This is a genomic window from Agromyces zhanjiangensis (assembly GCF_040496055.1).
In the GTDB taxonomy this organism is placed as follows: Bacteria; Actinomycetota; Actinomycetes; order Actinomycetales; family Microbacteriaceae; genus Agromyces; species Agromyces zhanjiangensis.
The window spans coordinates 100,352-118,330 of record NZ_JBEPKB010000011.1; the positions used below are offsets into that span (position 1 = coordinate 100,352).

14 protein-coding genes are annotated in these 17,979 nt (G+C 68.7%); 4 read left to right on the top strand and 10 right to left on the bottom strand.

Going from position 1 to position 17,979, the window contains the following annotated elements:
• Window positions 1-65: 65 nt before the first annotated feature.
• Window positions 66-1,088, bottom strand: a complete 1,023-nt coding sequence (locus tag ABME02_RS17255) for a substrate-binding domain-containing protein (RefSeq protein ID WP_353816594.1) — start codon at window positions 1,086-1,088, stop codon at window positions 66-68.
• 229 nt (window positions 1,089-1,317) lie between these two features.
• On the opposite strand from ABME02_RS17255, the gene ABME02_RS17260 reads away from it, so the two are divergent.
• On the top strand, window positions 1,318-2,322 hold the full coding sequence (locus ABME02_RS17260) for a sugar phosphate isomerase/epimerase family protein (protein ID WP_353816595.1): 1,005 nt from the start codon (window positions 1,318-1,320) through the stop codon (window positions 2,320-2,322).
• Between the two features lie 51 nt (window positions 2,323-2,373).
• Here the strand turns inward: ABME02_RS17260 and ABME02_RS17265 are convergent, their stop codons facing one another.
• On the bottom strand, window positions 2,374-3,135 hold the full coding sequence (locus ABME02_RS17265; protein WP_353816596.1) for a GntR family transcriptional regulator: 762 nt from the start codon (window positions 3,133-3,135) through the stop codon (window positions 2,374-2,376).
• Between the two features lie 233 nt (window positions 3,136-3,368).
• Between ABME02_RS17265 and ABME02_RS17270 the strand changes: the two genes are divergently transcribed.
• Both ABME02_RS17270 and ABME02_RS17275 read left to right on the top strand, forming a co-directional pair.
• Window positions 3,369-4,460 carry a transaldolase family protein gene (locus tag ABME02_RS17270; RefSeq protein ID WP_353816597.1) on the top strand — a complete coding sequence of 364 codons (1,092 nt, stop codon included), beginning with the start codon at window positions 3,369-3,371 and terminating at the stop codon, window positions 4,458-4,460.
• 42 nt (window positions 4,461-4,502) lie between these two features.
• Window positions 4,503-5,258 carry a TSUP family transporter gene (locus ABME02_RS17275; RefSeq protein WP_353816598.1) on the top strand — a complete coding sequence of 252 codons (756 nt, stop codon included), beginning with the start codon at window positions 4,503-4,505 and terminating at the stop codon, window positions 5,256-5,258.
• Between the two features lie 259 nt (window positions 5,259-5,517).
• Here ABME02_RS17275 and ABME02_RS17280 read toward each other — a convergent pair whose 3' ends face one another.
• The 3 genes from ABME02_RS17280 to ABME02_RS17290 all read right to left on the bottom strand — a co-directional run bounded on the left by ABME02_RS17280 (window position 5,518) and on the right by ABME02_RS17290 (window position 9,972).
• Window positions 5,518-7,662, bottom strand: coding sequence for an RICIN domain-containing protein (locus ABME02_RS17280; RefSeq protein WP_353816599.1), 2,145 nt, complete (start codon window positions 7,660-7,662; stop codon window positions 5,518-5,520).
• A 213-nt stretch (window positions 7,663-7,875) separates the two neighbouring features.
• On the bottom strand, window positions 7,876-9,027 hold the full coding sequence (locus ABME02_RS17285) for an RICIN domain-containing protein (protein WP_353816600.1): 1,152 nt from the start codon (window positions 9,025-9,027) through the stop codon (window positions 7,876-7,878).
• Window positions 9,028-9,105: 78 nt separating this feature from the next.
• The gene (locus ABME02_RS17290) at window positions 9,106-9,972 is read right to left on the bottom strand and encodes a sialidase family protein (RefSeq protein ID WP_353816601.1); all 867 of its coding nucleotides are present in this window, start codon (window positions 9,970-9,972) and stop codon (window positions 9,106-9,108) included.
• A gap of 179 nt (window positions 9,973-10,151) precedes the next feature.
• Here ABME02_RS17290 and ABME02_RS17295 point away from each other — a divergent pair, with 179 nt between their 5' ends.
• A complete protein-coding gene (locus ABME02_RS17295; protein ID WP_353816602.1) occupies window positions 10,152-11,267 on the top strand; it encodes a LacI family DNA-binding transcriptional regulator in 1,116 nt (371 codons plus the stop codon).
• Here ABME02_RS17295 and ABME02_RS17300 read toward each other — a convergent pair whose 3' ends face one another.
• From ABME02_RS17300 to ABME02_RS17320, 5 genes are all read right to left on the bottom strand, one after another.
• Window positions 11,268-12,539: a D-arabinono-1,4-lactone oxidase gene (locus tag ABME02_RS17300; RefSeq protein WP_353816603.1), complete on the bottom strand. Its 1,272-nt coding sequence runs from the start codon at window positions 12,537-12,539 to the stop codon at window positions 11,268-11,270.
• Complete coding sequence (locus ABME02_RS17305) at window positions 12,536-14,554, bottom strand: beta-galactosidase (RefSeq protein WP_353816604.1); 2,019 nt, start codon at window positions 14,552-14,554, stop codon at window positions 12,536-12,538. Before ABME02_RS17305 ends, ABME02_RS17300 begins: the two co-directional genes overlap by 4 nt.
• Window positions 14,555-14,606: 52 nt before the next feature.
• A complete protein-coding gene (locus tag ABME02_RS17310; RefSeq protein WP_154347764.1) occupies window positions 14,607-15,530 on the bottom strand; it encodes a carbohydrate ABC transporter permease in 924 nt (307 codons plus the stop codon).
• Window positions 15,527-16,492 carry a carbohydrate ABC transporter permease gene (locus ABME02_RS17315; protein ID WP_324613599.1) on the bottom strand — a complete coding sequence of 322 codons (966 nt, stop codon included), beginning with the start codon at window positions 16,490-16,492 and terminating at the stop codon, window positions 15,527-15,529. Before ABME02_RS17315 ends, ABME02_RS17310 begins: the two co-directional genes overlap by 4 nt.
• Before the next feature lie 94 nt (window positions 16,493-16,586).
• Entirely contained in the window at window positions 16,587-17,942 is a 1,356-nt protein-coding gene (locus ABME02_RS17320) for an ABC transporter substrate-binding protein (protein ID WP_353816605.1), read from the bottom strand.
• Window positions 17,943-17,979: the final 37 nt, after the last annotated feature.

Here is a 17,979-nt window from a genome sequence, read left to right on the forward strand (position 1 = left end):
CGCGGAACGGGTGGGGTGGGGAGCCGAGGGGGCGGCCGGGCGGCCCGCCCCCTCGGCGGGAGCGGCTAGAAGCGGACGCCCTGGAGGTCGTCCTCCTCGAGGAACGAGACGTTGCTCTCGTCGATGAGGCCGGTACCGCCGGAGTTGATGTTCGCCGGGGCGAAGCCGAAGTCGAGCCAGAGCACGCCCTGCATCACCGACTGGTAGCCCTGGATGAAGCCCTGCTGGTCGGCCGTGGCGATGATGTCGCCGTTCTTGATGCCGTCGATCACCTGCGGCGAGGTGTCGAAGCCGACGACCGGAACCGACACGCCCGCTGCCTCCATCGCCGCGACGATGTTGCGGTGCGGGGTGCCGCCGAGCGGGGTGATCGCCTTCACGTCGGGGTTCGCGGTCAGCCACGCCGTGAGGGAGTTGAGCGCCTCCTCGTCGGCACCGGAGGTGCGGAGGTACTCGCCCTCGGCGCCGACCTCGTCGAGCGCCTCCTGGACGCCGCCGCCGCGCTGGATCGCGTAGTTCTGCTCGGGCTCCTCGGCCGGGAACAGGACCTTGTCGCCGGCCTGCAGGTCGACCTCCTCGAGCAGGCGCGCCCCGACGAGGGTGCCGACCTCGAAGAAGTCCTGGCCGACGAACGCCGACACGCAGTCGGCGGCGCTCTCGGGCGCGGGCACGTTGTAGGCGATGACCTCGATGCCGGCGTCGGCCGCGTCGCACGCGACGCTCACCCACTTCTCACCCTCGTTGAAGGGCATGAAGATGATCGAGGGGCTCGTGGCGATTGCGGTCGACACGAGGTCGACCATCTTGTCGGGGTCGCCCTCCGCGGTCTGGTGCGTCAGGTCCAGGCCGCCGAGCTCGGCCGCGTCCTCGGCGCCGTTCAGGATCTGCGCCCAGAACACGTCGCTCGCGGGGTTGTAGTAGGTGAAGAAGTAGGCGTCGCGGTTCTCGGAGCGCGAGCCGAAGCCGTCCTCCAGGCCGCCGGTCTCCGACGATGCGTTGCTGCCGGCCGTACAACCGGTCAGAGCCAGGGCGCCGGCACCCGCGAGCGCGACGACGGCTGCGAGCGGGCGGAATCGGGTTGCAATCACTTCGTTGTGTCCCTTCATGGGGCCGGCCTCTCCGATGAGGTCCGGGCTGTGTGTCCGCAATCGTAAGGATGACTCACGCAGAGGTCAATAGTATGTCCTGACATTTTCACGAATGAATGCGCGTCCTCCGTTTCACCACCCGCGCCGATGATGTGAACATGGTGGTCGTTATGTATTCTTGTCAGGACAATGAGGTGTCCGCGCTGGCGGACGGAGAGGAGCCGACGCCATGCGACTCGGTGTCTACGACGCGATCCTGCACGACCGCCCGCTGCCCGACGCGATCCGCGTGGTCGCCGACCTCGGACTGACCGGTATCGAGCTGAACACCGGCGGGTTCCTCCCCGCCGCGCACGTCCCGACGTTCGACGAGATCCTCGTCTCGGATGCCGCGCGCGACGACTTCCTCGCCCTGTTCGAGGGCACCGGCGTCGAGATCGCCGGGCTGAACTGCAACGGCAACCCGCTGCACCCTCGGCCGGAGATCGGCGAGCGTCACGCGGAGGACGTGCGCCGGAGCATTCGCCTCGCCGAACGTCTCGGCCAGCATCGGGTCGTGACGATGTCGGGCCTGCCCGCGGGCGAGTCCGGCGGCACGCGACCCAACTGGATCGTGAACGCCTGGAACTCCGCGGCGCTCGACGTACTCGAGTACCAGTGGGGCGTCGCGACCCCGTTCTGGCGCGACATGGACGCGCTCGCGCGCGACCATGACGTGAAGGTCGCGCTCGAGCTGCACCCGCAGAACCTCGTCTTCAACACCGCGACGATCCGGGAGCTCATCGAGCGCACGGGCGCGACGAACGTCGGGGTCGAGCTCGACGCCTCGCACCTGTTCTGGCAGCAGATGGATCCGGTCGCGGTCGCGCGCGAACTCGGCACGCTCGTCGTGCACGCGGCGGCGAAGGACGTGCGCGTCAACCACGAGTACGCGGCCCTGCACGGCGTGCTCGACAACCGTTTCCGCCGGCTGTCACCGGACGAAGATCGCGTCAACCTCGGCGGCGACGAGTGGGTGAACGAGTGGCCGACGGACTCAGCGTGGGACTTCGTGGCGCTCGGGCGCGGCCACGACACCGAATACTGGACCGAGTTCCTCCGGGCGCTCCGCGAGATCGACCCGGACATGTGGGTCAACATCGAGCACGAGGACGTCTCGCTCGGCCGGATCGAGGGTCTCGAGGTGGCGGCCGCGGTGCTCACCGCTGCGGATGCCGCGCTCGGGGATGCCTGACCGCCCAGGCTCACCTCGGCCGAGGGTGACCTCGACGGATGCCGGCCCGCGCTACCGCTCGACGAGCGTCATCTCGAACGAGTAGAGATCGGGCCGGTAGCAGTGCTGGCCCCACTCCACTGCGCGGCCCGAGTTGTCGAACGCGGTGCGCGACATCGTGAGCACGGCGCTGCCCTTCGGGATGTCGAGGAGTCCCGCCTCGTGCGCGGTCGCGTCGCGCGCGCCGATGCGCTGCTTCGCGACCCGCATCGTCACGCCCCGCGCGCGGAGCAACTGGTAGAGGCCGTGCTTCGAAAGGTCACCGAGGTCGATGTCGGTGAAGTCCGAGGGCAGCACGTTGTCGAGGATCGCGATCGGCACTCCGCCGGCCGAGCGGAGTCGCTTGATATGGAGCACCGGGCTGCCGACCTCGACGCCGAGCTCCTCGGCCATCCGCTCATCGGCTTCACCGATCTCGGTCGACAGCACGCGCGTGTCGGGCTTCTGGCCCGAACGCTCCAGGTCCTCGTAGAGACTCGTGAGCTCGACGCCGCGGCTGACCTTGCCGTGCACGACCTGCGTGCCGATGCCGCGTCGACGCACGAGCAGGCCCTTGTCGACGAGCTCTTGGATGGCGCGGCGGATGGTCGGCCGGGACAGCCCGAGTCGATTGCCGAGCGCGACCTCGTTCTCGAGGCGGGAGCCGGGCGGGAGCGTGCCGTCGTGGATCGCCTGCTCGATGCGGCTGGAGATCTGGAAGTACAGCGGCACGGGCCCGGACCGGTCGAGATCGATGAACAGGTCGACCGGGAGCGACTGATTCGGTTCCGCCATGAGTGCCTCTCCTGTCGCGCCGGTCGCGACATCGCGACGTCGCGACCCTGCGCGACATGTTGTCAAGACAATAACAGCCCTTTCCATTCTCAGACAATGTCAGGTCGCGCGTCGCGCAGATTCGTGCCATTGGAAAGATTTAGGTTGTATTGTCCTGACATATTGCCTACCCTCGATCCCGAGGCGCATCGACGCGCACGCGTCGACCGCTCCGCTCAGACCACGGAGGACCCATGACCGACGCACCCACCATCGACGCCGCCACGCTCCCCCTGCGGGTCGCTGCTGAGACGACCCCGACGAGCCTCTGGAACGACTCGGCCGACCCGGAGGAGCTCTCCCGCTCGATCGGGTTCGGCGCCGTGGGCGCCACCTGCAATCCGGTCATCGCGCTCGCCGCCATCCGCAACGACCTCGCGACCTGGGGCCCGCGCATCTCGCAGCTCGCGGAGGAGCACCCCACCGCAGGCGAGTCCGAGTTGGGGTGGATGGTCGTCGAGGAGCTCTCGATCGAAGCGGCGCGCCTCCTCGAGCCCGAGTTCCGACGCAGCGGCGGCCGCAACGGCCGCCTGTCGATCCAGACCGACCCGCGCCTGCACCGCGACGCCGATGCGCTCGTCGAGCAGGCGGTGCGTTTCTCGCGCCTCGCCGAGAACATCATCGTGAAGATCCCGGCGACGGCCACCGGCATCCTCGCGATCGAGGAGGCGACGTTCCGCGGCGTCAGCATCAACGCGACCGTGTCATTCACCGTCCCGCAGGCCCTCGCGGTCGCCGAGGCGATCGAACGCGGGCTCGACCGTCGAACCGCCGCCGGCCTCCCCGACCACGAGTTCGGGTCAGTCGTCACGATCATGGGCGGACGCCTCGACGACTGGCTCAAGGCCTGGGTGGAGCGCAATCGCGTACTCATCGACCCCGGGTACCTGGAATGGGCCGGTGTCGCGGCTCTCAAGCGCGCCTACGAGCTGTTCATCGAGCGCGGGTACCGCTCGCGCGTGCTCTCGGCCGCGTTCCGCAACCACATGCAGTGGTCGGAGCTCCTCGGCGGCGACCTCGTCGTCTCGCCGCCGTTCGCCTGGCAGCAACTCATCAACGACAATGCGATCCCCGTCGAGCACCGCATCGATCGACCCGTCGACTCGCGCATCATCGAGGTGCTGCTCGAGAAGGTCCCCGAGTTCCGGCGCGCGTACGAGCCCGACGGCATGACGGTCGACGAGTTCGCCGACTTCGGTGCGACCCGGCGGACGCTCCGCCAGTTCCTCGAGGCGGATGCCGCGCTCGACGCGCTCGTCCGCGACATCCTCGTCCCGGCGCCCTGACGGCTCGGCCCGGGGAGCGTCGGTCGGGCACGATGGACCGCGATGCCGACGTTCACCGGGCCCGATTGGCTGCTCCTCGCGCTGGCCGCCTTCGCGGTCGGCGCGGCCAAGAGCGGCATGCCCGCGCTCGGCCCGATCCCGGCCGCGCTCTTCGCGTCGGTCCTCCCGGCGAAGGCCTCGACCGGCGCCGTCCTCGGGCTCCTGCTCGTCGGCGACCTCATCGCGGTGCGGATGTACCACGCCCACGCCGACTGGAAGGTCCTCCGCCGCCTCCTGCCGTCGGTGCTCGTCGGCATCCTGGTGGGCGTCGTCGTCCTCTGGGCGGCGAACGACGTCGTCGTGCGCCGGATCATCGGCGCGACGCTGCTCGCCCTGGCCGTGCTCAGCGTCGTGCTGATGCTCCGACGTCGTGCCGACGCCGCGGCCGGGCGGGAGCCACGTCCGGTCCCCCGCGCGCTCTCGTGGCTGTTCGGCCCGCTCGGCGGGTTCACGACCATGATCGCGAACGCCGCCGGCCCGGTGATGACGCTCTACTTCGTGGCCTCCCGCCTGCCGGTGCAGGCGATCCTCGGCACCGCGGCCTGGTTCTTCCTCATCGTCAACACGATGAAGGTGCCGTTCTCGGTGGGCCTCGGGCTCATCACCCCGGAGTCGCTGCTGCTGAACCTGCTGCTCGTGCCGGCGCTCGTGCTGGGCGCCCTCGGCGGCCGGATGGCGGCCCGCCGCATCTCGCAGGTGTGGTTCGAGCGCGTCGTACTGGTGCTGACCTTCGCGTCGGGCGTGTACCTGCTCTGGTGAGCACTCCACCGTCGGGCCGGCAACCGGTCAGCAGCTCACATGACGACGCAGTGGCCCCACGGATTCCCCGCCCAACGAGCGACGCCTCGGCCCCATCGGGCCGAGGCGTCGCCTTCTCGTGGATGGCTATCCACAGGTCAACTGCGTGATGCTGGGGGTCGCTTCGCAGGCTGAGCGCGATGTCCCATTCCGACTCGGGCGCGGCCAAGCACAGTCCCGGGTCGGCGATGCTGCTGACCGTGAGGCGCAAGTGGACGTCTTACTTCTCCTTCTTGCCGATCGAGAATTCGAGCACCGTGGTGTCACCGAGCGAGTTGGTCGCCTCGATGACGTTGACGCCGCGCACGACCCCCGGGTAGTCGGGCGTCAGCTGGTCGAGATCGAACGACGTACCCGTCGCGGGCCCCTGTTCGACCCCGTTGAGCAGGATGCTCGTGAGTTCGCAGGCGGGCGTCTCGATCACGTACGACGCCTTGCGATACACGCCGTCCTCGCCGACGGTCCACTTGGCTTCGTCCTTGACGGTGATCGTCGGGGCGACCGGGACGATCATCCATTCCTGGGTGCCGTCATCCGCACCGAGACGCAAGGCCACGTCGCCGTCGGCCGTGCCGGTCAGGTACAGGTCATCGCTGCCGGTCGCGAGGAACCGTACATGGCCGTCGTCGGCGTCCTGGATGGTCCAGCGGCCGCCGTCGTTCTCGTCGACCCACTGGGCGATGTCCTGTCCGTCGTACGCGCCTCCGCCCCACATCGCCACGGAGCGACCACCGGAACGGTTGAGGAGTTCGACCGTCCCGTCGCCCTCGTCGATGACATGCCAGTTCTGCGTGTCCTCACGTTCGGAGCACTGGTCTTCGAGCTGGATGTCGGGCACCCACTTCGGGAAGTCGAACTCGGCGTCGCTGATATTGCCGCCGGTGCCGAGCACCTTCCCGGTGGCACGGTTGACGACCTGGTAGTAGTCATCTTGCGAGTGCCCGAGGTCGACCTCGCCGTAGCGGATGACCGCCCCGGTGAAGGGGCCGCCCCAGGTGCCCTGGAGGATGACGATGCGGCCGGTGCCCTCGACGTACTGGAGGTTGCGGCTGTAGCCGGAGCCCATCGTGGTGTTGTACTGCTGCCAGAGGCCGTCGCTCGCGCCGGACTCGTTGACCCAGACGTCGCCATTGCCGGCGGCGTTGTACACCAGGCGGCCGTCGGGCAGCGCGATCACGACCGGGCTGCCGCCCCACGAGAGTCCTTGGGCGCCGGGGTAGAAGGGCAGGCCCTCCGCCATGTCCTCGTTCCAGCGGCTGATCTGCTCCCCGGTGTCGTCACCATCGGAGAAGAAGTCGAGCGGATCCGCCGAGAGTTCGAAGCGTACGTTCGCCTCTGCCGGCCAGCCCCAGGTCTCGGACCCGAAGTACTCGTAGGTGAGCATGTAGAGCCCGTCGGTCGTGGGCACGATATTCGTCATGCCGGGTCGACCGTGCCCGATCTGGGGCGAGCCGTTGAAGTCGACCGTCTCGCCGGCCACGTCCACCACGGGTTCGCTCCACTCCCCCTCGCCGTCCCATGTCCGGTGGACCAGGATCTGACGGCCGGAGTCGGGACCGGTCTCGTTGTCGGGCGTCAGCTCGGGTACGCCGGTCACCGGGTCGTAGCCGACGTAGTCGTTCTCGTCGGAGTAGTACGTGACGAGGAGACCGTCGTGGACGTGCAGGTGCGGTTCCCAGAGCGGATCGATCTGCGCGTGCTCGTTGGCCTCGGCGATGGCCGAGCCGATGTTGCCGGCGCTGCCACCCTGCCATCCACCGGTCGCGATGATGTCGACCACGTCCCAGCTCTCGGCCTGGTCGGTGCTGGCGAAGAGCGCGATGGCCATGTCGCGGCGGTCGCCGTCGTTGGTGGGCACCCACTCCGGGTCGGCGGCCTTCTGTTCGCGATAGAACTCGTCCTCGCCGGACACGACCGTGGCGAGCAGCAGCGTTCCGGCCTCGAGATCGCCGACGTCCTCGGGGAGCACGTACAGGTACGGGTTCGTCCAGTTGCTGGTGTACGGATCGAACTCGGGGTCGTCGGAGAGGAACGCCGGCGCCTGCACTTCCGAAAGGGGCTGCCAGCTGGACCCGAGGTCGTCGCTCGCGTAGATCGGCATGGTCTGGCCGATCGCACCAGTGGTGTCGTCCTCGTACTCGACGACGGTGGACCGCTCGAAGGCGGCGACCAGCCTTCCGCTCGGGAGCTGGGCCGACTTGGGGTAGACGGCGCAGTTGCCGAGTCCCTTGAGGCAGTCCTGGTCGCCGACCTCGTACACGATGCCGCCTTCGGGGTCGTAGGCCTGGGCTGGTGCGAGTGGGGCGATCAGGAGCAAGGATGCGACGGCCCCGGCCGCGATCCCCTTCGTCTTCCACGACGACATGAGTTCTCCTTCGACGAGTGATGTGTGCTTGCCCGGGAACCACGGCTGTTCGAGTCGTCCCCAGTGACGGTGCGGGCCACGCTAGCAGGAATGTTGCCGGAAACATACCCTTCTCTCGACAGTTCGTTGCTTCTGCCTGCGAGGTCGGCTCAGCGCGGGTCAGCGGGCCCGGATTACCGGGCCCCCGACCGTTTCCGCCACGGCGAACGTGGGCTATGGAATGGTGATGGTCGCCACCGCCGACACGTTCCCTGCCCCGTCGGTCGCCCGGTACTGGACGTCGACGCTCTTCCTGCCGTTGAACTTCACCGGCGCGGTGTACTTGGTCCAGTTGGTGGCGCCCGCGGTGCGGTACTGGATCGAACTCACGCCGGAGGCGTCATCGATGGCCGTGAGGGTGAGGGTTCGTCCCTCGACGGACGCGGAGACGACTGGCGGCGTGGTGTCGGCGGGAGGGGTGATGCCTTCCGCGTACAGCTTCCATTCCTGCGTGCCGTTGTCCGCGTATGTCGCGAGGCTGAGCGGTGCCCCGTTCGAACCGCCGGTGAGGTAGAGCGACGAGTTCGCGGTGGACTGGAAGCGCACGTGGTCCCCCGTCGTCGGCACGATGTTCCAGAGCCCGCCGGCCACGTCGTCGACCCACTGCCCGATCGAGGCGCCGGTGTATGCATTGCCGCCCCAGATCGCGGCCGCGCGGCCGCCCGACTTGTTGAGGAGCGTGGCGGCACCGTCGTCCTTGGTGACGACGTGCCAGTACTGGGTGTCCGCAACGGACGTGGCACCGAAGGCCTCGAGGCGAACGTCCGCGGCGTCGCCGTTGCCGATGTTGGCGTCGGTGATGTTCCCCCCGGTGCCGATCACCTGGCCGCTGGCGCGGTTCACGACGCTGTAGTACGGCCCTGCGGAGCGACCGACGTCGACGTGGCCGAAGCGAATGGTCGACGGGGTCGTCGCCCCCTCCCACGCCGCCTGCAGGATGACGATCCGCCCGGTGGCCTGGTCGTACTGGAGGTTGCGCGAGTACCCGCCCGGCATCGTGGTCTGGAATTGCGTCCAGACGCCGTCGCTCGCACCTGACGTATTGACCCAGATGTCGCCGCTGCCTGCCGCGTTGTAGACGAGCCTGCCGTCCGCCAGAGCCTTGAGCACGGGGCTACCGCCCCACGTGAGGCCCCGTGATCCTGGCGCGAACGGGAGATCTCCCTGCTGGCCGTTGGCGAGGCTGATCTCCCGGCCGTTCGGGTCGCCGTCGGCGTAGAAGGCGAGCGGGTCGTCGACCATCTTGAATCGGACGTTTGCTCCGCCCCCGAAGTACTCGAAGGTGAGCATCCATTTTCCGTCGGTCGTCGGGGCCACGTAGGCCATGCCGGGCCGACCCCCGCCGATCTGCTGTGCGCCGTTCCAGTTGAACGTGTCGCCTGAGACGTCGACGATCGGTCCGCTCTATGCGGCGCTCGCGCCATCCCACGTCCGGTGCGCGAGGATCTGCGCGCCCGAGTCGGGAGCCGTCGCGTTGTTCGGGTCGAGCGTGGGGACGCCGGTGCCGGCATTCATCCCGACGTAGTCGTTCTCGTCGGAGTAGTAGGCGATCAACTGGCCGTCGCGTGCCATCAGGTGGGGCTCCCACACGGGGTCGATCTGCGCGTACTGGTTCGCGTCGGCGATGTTCGTGCCGGTGGCCCCGGCCGAACCGCCCTGCCATCCGCCCTTCGCGATGATGTTCTCCAGCTCCCACGTCGTGCCTTGGTCGGTGCTGGAGTACAGCGCGATGGCGATGTCCGAGCGGTCGCCGTCGTTGTTCGGCACCCAGTTCGGATCGGCGGCCGTGTGCTCGAGGTAGTAGTGGTCGTCGCCGGAAACGACGCTCGCGAGGAGCAGCGTGCCGGCGGCGAGGCTCCCGACGTCCTCGGGGAGCACGTACAGGTTGGGGTTGGTCCAGTTGCTGATGTAGGGGTCGTACTGGGGGTCACTCGAGACGTAGGCGGGCGCCTCGACCTCGGTGAGGTACTGCCAGCTGTCGCCGTGATCGTCACTGACGTAGATCGGCAGCGTCTGGCCGTCCGCACTTCCCGAACTCGGGACGATGGACCGCTCGAACGACGCGACGATGCGGCCGCTCGGAAGCTGGACCGACTTGGGATAGATCGCGCAGTTGCCGAGGCCCTTCAGGCAGTCCGTCCCGCTCGGCAGCTGGTACAGCACACCCGGGGTCGGGGTGTACGCCTGGGCGACGACCGGCGTGAACAGCAGGGCGGATGCGACTGCTGCGACTGCGCCTGCCCGGAACCGTTTCATCGTCTTCGATGACATGAGCTCTCCTTCGAGTCCGACTCGTTCGGGCAACGTAGTATTAATGTTGCCGGAAACATGGCGTGTTTCGCCGGAGCATCGTCGCGCTCGAACGAATGAGCCTCGGCCCGGTCGCACGACGTGACGCGGCCCTCCGCGGGCGCGGGTACCGTGGGGTACGAGGACAGCACGGAGGAGCGATGGCCATCGAGGAGCCCAGAAGCGTGCCGGAGGCGGTTCCCGGCGGCGAAGCGACCACCGGGCCGCGAGTGGCGCGCTCGACGCTGCGGAGGGTCTCGGCCGGTCGCGCAGGTCGAGCGGCGACCATCTACGACGTCGCCCTCGCCGCCGGAGTCTCGCACCAGACCGTGACGCGGTACCTGAACGGTTTCGCCGGAATCCGGCCCGCCACCCGGGAACGCGTCGAGAAGGCGCTCAAGGAGCTCGACTACCGACCGAACCTCGCGGCACGAGCCCTGAACTCGGGCCGCTCGCAGCGCGTGGGTGCGATCACCCACGAACTCGACCAGTTCGGCCCGAGCAAGATCCTGCAGGGGGCGACGACCGCGGCTCGGGATGCGGGCTTCGTGCTCGACATCGTGACGGTCGACCTCGCCCGCCCTGACGTGCTGAACGAAGCCATCGAGATGCTGCGTCGCCACGATCTCGCCGGCGTTCTGGTCATGTCATCGACCGACACGATGTCCGAAGCGCTGGCGACGGCGGACTTCGGAGTGCCGGTCTATCTCGGCGCCGAGCCGGACGACACGAGCGGCACGGACCCGTCCGAACTGACCCAGTTCGGTTTCCCGGCGCTGTTCGATCACCTGGTGGGTCTCGGACATCACACGTTTCTGCACATCGCCGGGCCGGCGGAATGGTCTGCCGCGCGAAACCGTTCGCGCGCCTACTCGACCGCGCTCGCCGCCCGCGGGCTCTCGTCGGCCGGCGTGCTCCAGGGCGACTGGTCGGCGCGCTCGGGCTATGAGGCGGTGATGGCTGCTCCCGACCTCGCCGGTGCCACCGCCATCGTCGCAGCGAACGACCAGATGGCGCTGGGCGCGATCCTCGCCCTCACGGAGCGAGGTCTGCGGGTCCCGGAGGATGTCAGCGTCGCCGGCGTCGACGACATCCCTGAGGCGGCGTACTTCTCGCCTCCGCTGACGACGCTCCGCGTCGACTTCGCAGCGCAGGGGCGGGCGGCGTTCTCGACACTGCTTCACAAGATCAGGGGCGAGGCGCACGCGCTCGAACCCGCCTTGCATGCCGACCTGATCGTGCGCCGGTCGACGGCGCGAGCACCTGCCTCCGGCTGATCACACCGGGCGAGCGAGGCCGCCGTGCGCATCCCGCACGCCGAGCGCTTCCAGGTACTCGTTCGAGAACACGCCGGTCGGGTCGAGTTCCCGGAAGAGCGAGCGCGCGAGCGGAAGGCGCGGGTACGCAGCCGCGATCCGGTCGGCGTCGAACGCGTGCCACTTGCCCCAGTGCGGGCGGACGTCGAAGGGAGCGAGCACCTGCTCGATGCGCGGCAGCAGGGCGCGGACGGCGACCTCGTCCCGGGCCCAGGTGAAGTGGATCCCGACGCTGTCGCGCCCCGAGGCGGGACCGAGCCAACTGTCGTCCGCGGCGATCGTGCGCACTTCGGTGATGATCAGGTGGGGGTCGATCTCGGCCGCGAGTCCTCGCACCGCCGCGATCGCCGCCGCCGCGCGCGTGCGCGCCACGAAGTACTCGGACTGGATCTCCTCACCGAACGACGGCGTCTCCTCGAGGCGGAAGTGCGGCATCCGCAGCAGCCACGGCCCCTCACTGCCGTCCTGCGGCGTCCAGCTCCGCTGATCGAACCGCTCGTCGGGCTCGGCCTCCCGCGTGGTCGCCAGCACGGAGTCGTCGAACGAGGCGTCCGTACGCTGCTTCACGAGGACCCTCTCGACCGAGGGCGAACCCCAGTGCGTGAACAGGCTCACACTGGTGCCGCTCGCCGTGACCTCGTCGAACCGCTCCGCGAGCACGCCCCAGTCCAGGCCGATGTGAAGCCGCTGGCGGACCCGGTACGACGGCTGCACCGCGAGTTCGATCCTCGTGACGATGCCGTAGGAGCCAAGCCCGACGACGAACCCTCCGAATCGCCAGTCGTCCGATTCGACGCGCTGCAGCGCGCCCGCGGCATCCACGAACTCGATCGCCCGCACGGCGTCTGCGAGCATCGGGAGCCGGTCGCCTGAGCCGTGCGTGCCGGTCGACATCGCCCCGGCGACCGAGATGTGGGGCAGCGAGCCCATGTTGTGCAGGGCCAGTCCGTGCTCCTCGAGCCAGAGCGCGAGCTCCCCGTAGCGGATGCCGGCGCCGACCGAGACGCGGTCACCGCCGCCGAGCACGCGCGGCGCCGGCGGGACGTCGAGGACGGAGACGAGCGTCCCAGCGGAGTCGGCGATCTCGTTGAACGAGTGCCTTGTGCCGAGCGCGCGGACGGGGCCCGGTCGGCTCCGGAGGACTTCCTGCACCTCCGGCACGGACCGCGCCGCGATGAGGCGGCGTGCCCCGAAGCGATGCGTCCCCGACCAGGTTTCGCCGACTCCGGTCATCCGTCCGTGTCCGTCGCGACGATCGCGACGCCCTGCGGAGGGAGGACGAGCCCGGGGGCGTTCGAGCCGGAGAGCAGGTCGGTCCCCGCCAAGGTCAGTTCGGCGTCGTCGCCGCCGTGGTTGATGATCACGACGTACTCGCCGCGACGGACGATCTCGAGCGCTCCGCCCGTGCCGACCGGGTCGGGGCGTGCGATGCCGGCGTCCTCGAGGATGGCGCCGGCGAGGCGCGCGTGCGCGTCGGGCTCGGGCAGCGTCGCGACGTACCATCCGGTTCCGCCGCTCGAGGCGCGCCGGGTGATCGCGGGCCATCCTGCCAGCGCTCCATCGGTGAACGTCGACATCGCCTCCGCGTCGTCGAGGCGGACGAACTCGGCCCATGTCGCGCCGAGCGCATCGCCGCCGAGTACCTCGCCCGTGATCGGGACGGGCGGGGCGTCGCCCTCCCCGGTCGCTCGCAGGTCGGGCGCGGCGGGTGGCGCGAATTCCTCGATGCGGATGCCGAGCGCTTCGCGAAGCGGCGCGCCGAGGTACCCGCCGAGGCGGATGTGGAGGTGCTCGTCGGTGATCGCCGTGCCGAAGCCGGCGACCAGCGTGCCGCCGGATCGCGCGAAGGCGGCGAGGTTCTCGACCTGCGCGTCGGTGGCCACGAAGTGGGCCGGCGCGACGACGAGTCGGTAACCCGACAGGTCGGCCTCGGCTCGGACGAAGTCGACCGTCACGCCGAGCGAGCTGAGCGCACGGTGCCACGCGAAGAGGACTTCGACGTACGAGACGGTGGTCGGCGAGGCCGGCTGCTCGATCGCCCACCAGCTGTCCCAGTCCATCGCGATGGCGACCTGGGCCGGCACGCGGCTGCCCTCGAGGCCGACCTGATCCCCGGAGAGCCGCTGGAGCTCGGCGCCCAGTGCTTCGATCTCGCGCCACACGCGGGTGTCCGTGCCGCCGTGCGGGACCATCCCGGAGTGGAACTTCTCGGATCCCGCCTCGGACTGCCGCCACTGGAAGAAGAGCACCCCGTCCGCACCGCGCGCGACCGCTTGGTACGACCAGGCGCGCATCATGCCGGGCGCCTTCGGCGCGTTCCGTGCCCGCCAGTTCACCGCACTCGGCGCCTGTTCCATGAGTATCCACGGCGCGCCGCCGCCGAGCGAGCGCATGAGATCGCGGACCATCGCGGCATACTCTGCGGAGTTCGGATCGGCCGGATCCGGATAGGTGTCGTCCGAGACGACGTCCACCCTGGGCGCCCACTTCCAGTAGTCGACCGGCTTGAAGAAGCCCATGAAGTTGGTGGTGATCGGCACGTCCGACGAGGCGCGGATGACCTCGACCTCGGCGTCGTAGCAGGCGAGCAGTTCGTCGCTGGAGAACCGGTCGAAGTCGAGCAACTGGGTCGGGTTGCGGAAGGTCGGCGCCGCGCGCGGTGGCTCGATCTCGTCGAACGCGTCGTACCGTTGCGACCAGAAGGCGGTGCCCCAGGCCCGGTTCAGCTCCTCGATGGAGCCGTATCGCGCTTCGAGCCAGGTGCGGAAGGCCGCGGCGGAGACGTCGCAGTAGCACCGGCTCACGTGGCATCCGTACTCGTTGTTGACGTGCCACAGTTCGAGAGCGGGATGGTCGGCGTAGCGTTGAACCATCCGCTCGACCAGCCGCCGCGCGTGCTCGCGGTAGGCGGGTGAGCTCGGGCAGTACTGCTGGCGGCTGCCGACCGCCAGGCGCACGCCGTCCTCCGTGACGGGAAGCGTCTCCGGGTGCCGCTTCGCCAGCCACGGCGGCGGCGACGCGGTGGCCGTCGCCAGGTCGACGCGGATACCGCCGGCGTGCAGGGTGTCGAGCACGTCGTCGAGCCATCCGAAGTCGTACTCACCCGGGCGCGGTTCGAGTCTCGCCCACGAGAACACGGCCACCGTGGCGAGGCTGATGCCGCCGCGCTGCATGAGCTGGACGTCGCTGTCCCAGACATCACGCGGCCACTGCTCGGGGTTGTAGTCGCCGCCGTACCAGATCGTCATCGTCGCGTCTCCTCGTGTGCAGGTTCCGGTCGTGTTCGAGGGGCCCGCGGCGTCATCCCTTCACGCTCCCTGTGGCGAGCCCGGACTGCCAGTAGCGCTGCAGGAACAGGAACGCGATGATCAGCGGCACGATCGAGATGAACGAGCCGGTGATCACGGTGGAGAACAGCGCCTGAGATCCGCCTCCGGCGTTCGCGGCGGCCTGCAGCTGGGCGAGGCCGACCGTGATCGGGTAGAGATCCGAGCTGTTGAGCATGATCAGGGGCAGGAAGTAGTTGTTCCAGGTCCCCACGAGGGCGAACAGGAAGACGGTCACGAGCGCCGGGCCGAGCAGTCGCAACCCGACCTGCCAGAAGATGCGGAACTCCCCCGCGCCGTCGACGCGGGCCGCCTCGATGAGCTCGTCGGGGATCGCGTCGGCCGAGTACACCCGCATCAGGTAGACGCCGAACGGGCTCACCAGCGAGGGGATGATGATCGCCCACGGGGTGTTGGTCAGTCCTGCCTGCGAGAACAACAGGTAGGTCGGCAGCGCGAGCGCGGTCAGGGGGATCATGATCGCACCGAGCGTCGCGCTGAACAGTGCCTTCCTGCCGGGGAAGTCGTACTTCGCGAACGCGTAGCCCGCCATGGCCGACAGCAGCGTCGCGCCGACCGCCGCAGCACCGGCGTACAGGACGGTATTCAGGAGCCAGCGGGTGAAGATCCCGCCGCGAACCGTGAACAGGGTCTGCAGGTTCTCGAAGAACGAGAAGTCGCCGCCGAACCAGAGCCCGAACGTCGTGAACAGCGCCTGGTTGTCCTTCGTCGACGAGACGAGGAGCCACCAGAGCGGCAGGATGAAGTACGCGACGCCCAGCCAGAGCAGCACCGTGAGCAGCGAGCTCCGACGCTTCTCCGGGTCGAAGGCCTTGGCACGGCGGGCTCGCTTCGGGGCGCCGACGGTGACCGCGGCGCGGGTCTCGAGGGAGGTCATGAGGGGGTCTCCGTCTCGGTCAGTGCCCGTCGTTCGCGTCGCTCGGTTGCCAGCTGGAACGCGTAGGACAGCACGGCGATCACGATTCCGAGGAGGAACGCGATCGAGGCGGCGTAGTTCAGTTCGCGGTTCTGGAAGGCGAGGTTGTAGGCGTAGTAGTTCGGGGTGAACGACCGGGTGATCGCGTCGGGTGCGATCGCGTTGAGCAGGCTGGGCTCGGCGAACAGCTGGAACGTTCCGATGATCGAGAAGATCACGGTGAGGATGATCGCCGGGCGGATCGCGGGGATCTTGATGCTCCACGCGATCCGGAACTGTCCGGCACCGTCGATCTCGGCCGCCTCGTACAGGTCGCTCGGAATCGCCCGGAGGGCGGCGTACATGATGATCATGTTGTAGCCGACGAACTCCCAGGTGACGATGTTCATCATCGAGCCGAGGATGTTCCCTGCGGACAGGAAGTCGGGCGTTCCCCAGCCGACCGCACGCGCGACCTGGGCGAGGGGTCCGAAGTCCGGCCCGTACAGGTAGCCCCACATCAGGGTGGCGACGACCGCGGGCACGGCGTACGGCATGAACACGAGCAGTCGGACGCCCTTCGCGCCGCGCGCGCGGCCGCTGTCGAGCGCGAGCGCGAAGAGGAGTGCGAGGCCGAGCATGATCGGGACCTGGACGATGAAGAACAGGCCCATGCGCAGGAGGCTTCCGATGAACGCGGAGTCCTGGATGGCGCGGATGTAGTTGGCGAACCACGCGAACTGCTCGCCGCCGATCAGCTTGCTCTCGAAGAGGCTCAGGTAGCCGGCGTACATGAGCGGGATGACGAGCATCGTGAGGAAGACGAGGAAGAACGGGAGGATGAACAGGTAGGCCGCGCGGTTCTGCCTGCGCTTGTTCGCGTTGCCTCGTCGAGCTGGAGCTGTTGGGTGGCGCTCGGCGGCGAGCGCCGGTGACTGCGACACGATGGTCCTCACTTCGCTGTGATCGGACCGGCGGTTCCCGCCGGCGGGGTGGGTCGGGGCGCCCGTCGTGGGGGTCGACGGGCGCCCCGCGGGCTCACTCGACCGTGAAGCCCTGGCCTTCCGCGTAGCTGACGAGCTGATCCTGCCACTCGTCGAGCGCGGCTGCGATGTCGCCCTTCTCCGCGACGACCGAACCGATCGTCTCCTCGTAGGTGGAGTAGACGTACTCCATGAACGGCACCCACTGGAAGTCGGTGTCGACCGTCTCGGAGATGTCGGCGAACAGCTTGTTCACCTGCTGGCCGCCGTAGAACTCCGACTCCTGGTCGATGAAGTCCGGGTTCTCGAGCACCGAGAGCTGCGGCGGGTAGAGGAACTGCTCGGTCGCGAGCTTCATCGCCGACTCCTCGTCGTGGTTGATGAACTTCGCGAGCTCGTACGCGGCGATCGGGTTCTCGCTGGTCGCGAGGACCGCGTCGGACGATCCGCCCCAGTTGCCCGAGACCTGCTCGCCCGCGCTCCACTGCGGGAGCGGGGCCGCCCGCCAGAGGCCAGAGGTGCTCTCAGCAGTGCCCTGGAGGAAGATCGGCCCCCAGGCTGCAGTCAGCCAGCCGGCGTACTTGCCGTTCGCGAGGCCCTGGTACCACTGGTCGGAGAAGTCCGTGTCGACGGAGATCAGGTCCTGCTGGATCAGTTCGGTCCAGTAGTTCGCGACCTCCTTCGCCGTGTCGTTGTTCACGTCGATGCCGACCGTCTCGGCGCCGTCGTAGGTGAACGGCTGCACGCCGGCCTGCCACATGAAGCCGATCATCTGACCGGCCTGCGTGGCGCCGAGGTTCGAGATGTAGGAACCGGTCTCGTCCTTGACGGCCTTGGCCGCCGCGGCGTAGTCGTCCCAGGTCTCGGGTGCCTCGGTGATGCCGGCCTCGCTCAGGATGTCCTCTCGGTACAGGTTGCCCATCGGGCCGACGTCCTGCGGAACCGCCCACACCTCCTCGTTCGGCGACACCTGGTTCCACGCCCAGCCGACGTAGTCGTCGGCGATGTCGTCAGCACCGTAGGGGGTGAGGTCGAGCAGGGACTCGGTCAGGACGAACGACGGGATGTACTGGTACTCGACCTGTGCGACATCCGGTGCCCCCTCGCCGGCCTCGAGCGCGCTGCGGAGCTTCTGATAGTGCTCGAGGCCCTGGCCGACGTTCTCGACCGTGACGTTGATCGCGGGGTACTGCTCCTCGAACAGCGCCACCTCGTTCTCGATGTCCGGGACCCAGGTCCAGAACGTGAGGTCGGTCGGCGTGTTGAGGGCCTCCTCGCGCTGCTCATCGGTGATGGCGTCGCTGGTCGTCCCACCGTCACCGCCTCCGCTGGGTGCGCAGCCGGTCAACACGAGACCGACGGTGGCAGCGCCGGTGACCAGCGCCAGTGCTGTCTTACGTGCCTTCTTCATCATTGACTCTTTCTGTGGTTGGAGGATCGCACGATCC

What these genes read in the sequence shown, in the direction of transcription:
- ABME02_RS17310 (WP_154347764.1), bottom strand. Translation starts at nt 15,530, where the DNA reads ATGACCTCCCTCGAGACCCGCGCCGCGGTCACCGTCGGCGCCCCGAAG.
- ABME02_RS17300 (WP_353816603.1), bottom strand. Translation starts at nt 12,539, where the DNA reads ATGACCGGAGTCGGCGAAACCTGGTCGGGGACGCATCGCTTCGGGGCA.
- ABME02_RS17290 (WP_353816601.1), bottom strand. Translation starts at nt 9,972, where the DNA reads ATGTCATCGAAGACGATGAAACGGTTCCGGGCAGGCGCAGTCGCAGCA.
- ABME02_RS17305 (WP_353816604.1), bottom strand. Translation starts at nt 14,554, where the DNA reads ATGACGATCTGGTACGGCGGCGACTACAACCCCGAGCAGTGGCCGCGT.
- ABME02_RS17275 (WP_353816598.1), top strand. Translation starts at nt 4,503, where the DNA reads ATGCCGACGTTCACCGGGCCCGATTGGCTGCTCCTCGCGCTGGCCGCC.
- ABME02_RS17285 (WP_353816600.1), bottom strand. Translation starts at nt 9,027, where the DNA reads ATGGCCTACGTGGCCCCGACGACCGACGGAAAATGGATGCTCACCTTC.
- ABME02_RS17320 (WP_353816605.1), bottom strand. Translation starts at nt 17,942, where the DNA reads ATGAAGAAGGCACGTAAGACAGCACTGGCGCTGGTCACCGGCGCTGCC.
- ABME02_RS17260 (WP_353816595.1), top strand. Translation starts at nt 1,318, where the DNA reads ATGCGACTCGGTGTCTACGACGCGATCCTGCACGACCGCCCGCTGCCC.
- ABME02_RS17270 (WP_353816597.1), top strand. Translation starts at nt 3,369, where the DNA reads ATGACCGACGCACCCACCATCGACGCCGCCACGCTCCCCCTGCGGGTC.
- ABME02_RS17295 (WP_353816602.1), top strand. Translation starts at nt 10,152, where the DNA reads ATGGCCATCGAGGAGCCCAGAAGCGTGCCGGAGGCGGTTCCCGGCGGC.
- ABME02_RS17280 (WP_353816599.1), bottom strand. Translation starts at nt 7,662, where the DNA reads ATGTCGTCGTGGAAGACGAAGGGGATCGCGGCCGGGGCCGTCGCATCC.
- ABME02_RS17265 (WP_353816596.1), bottom strand. Translation starts at nt 3,135, where the DNA reads ATGGCGGAACCGAATCAGTCGCTCCCGGTCGACCTGTTCATCGATCTC.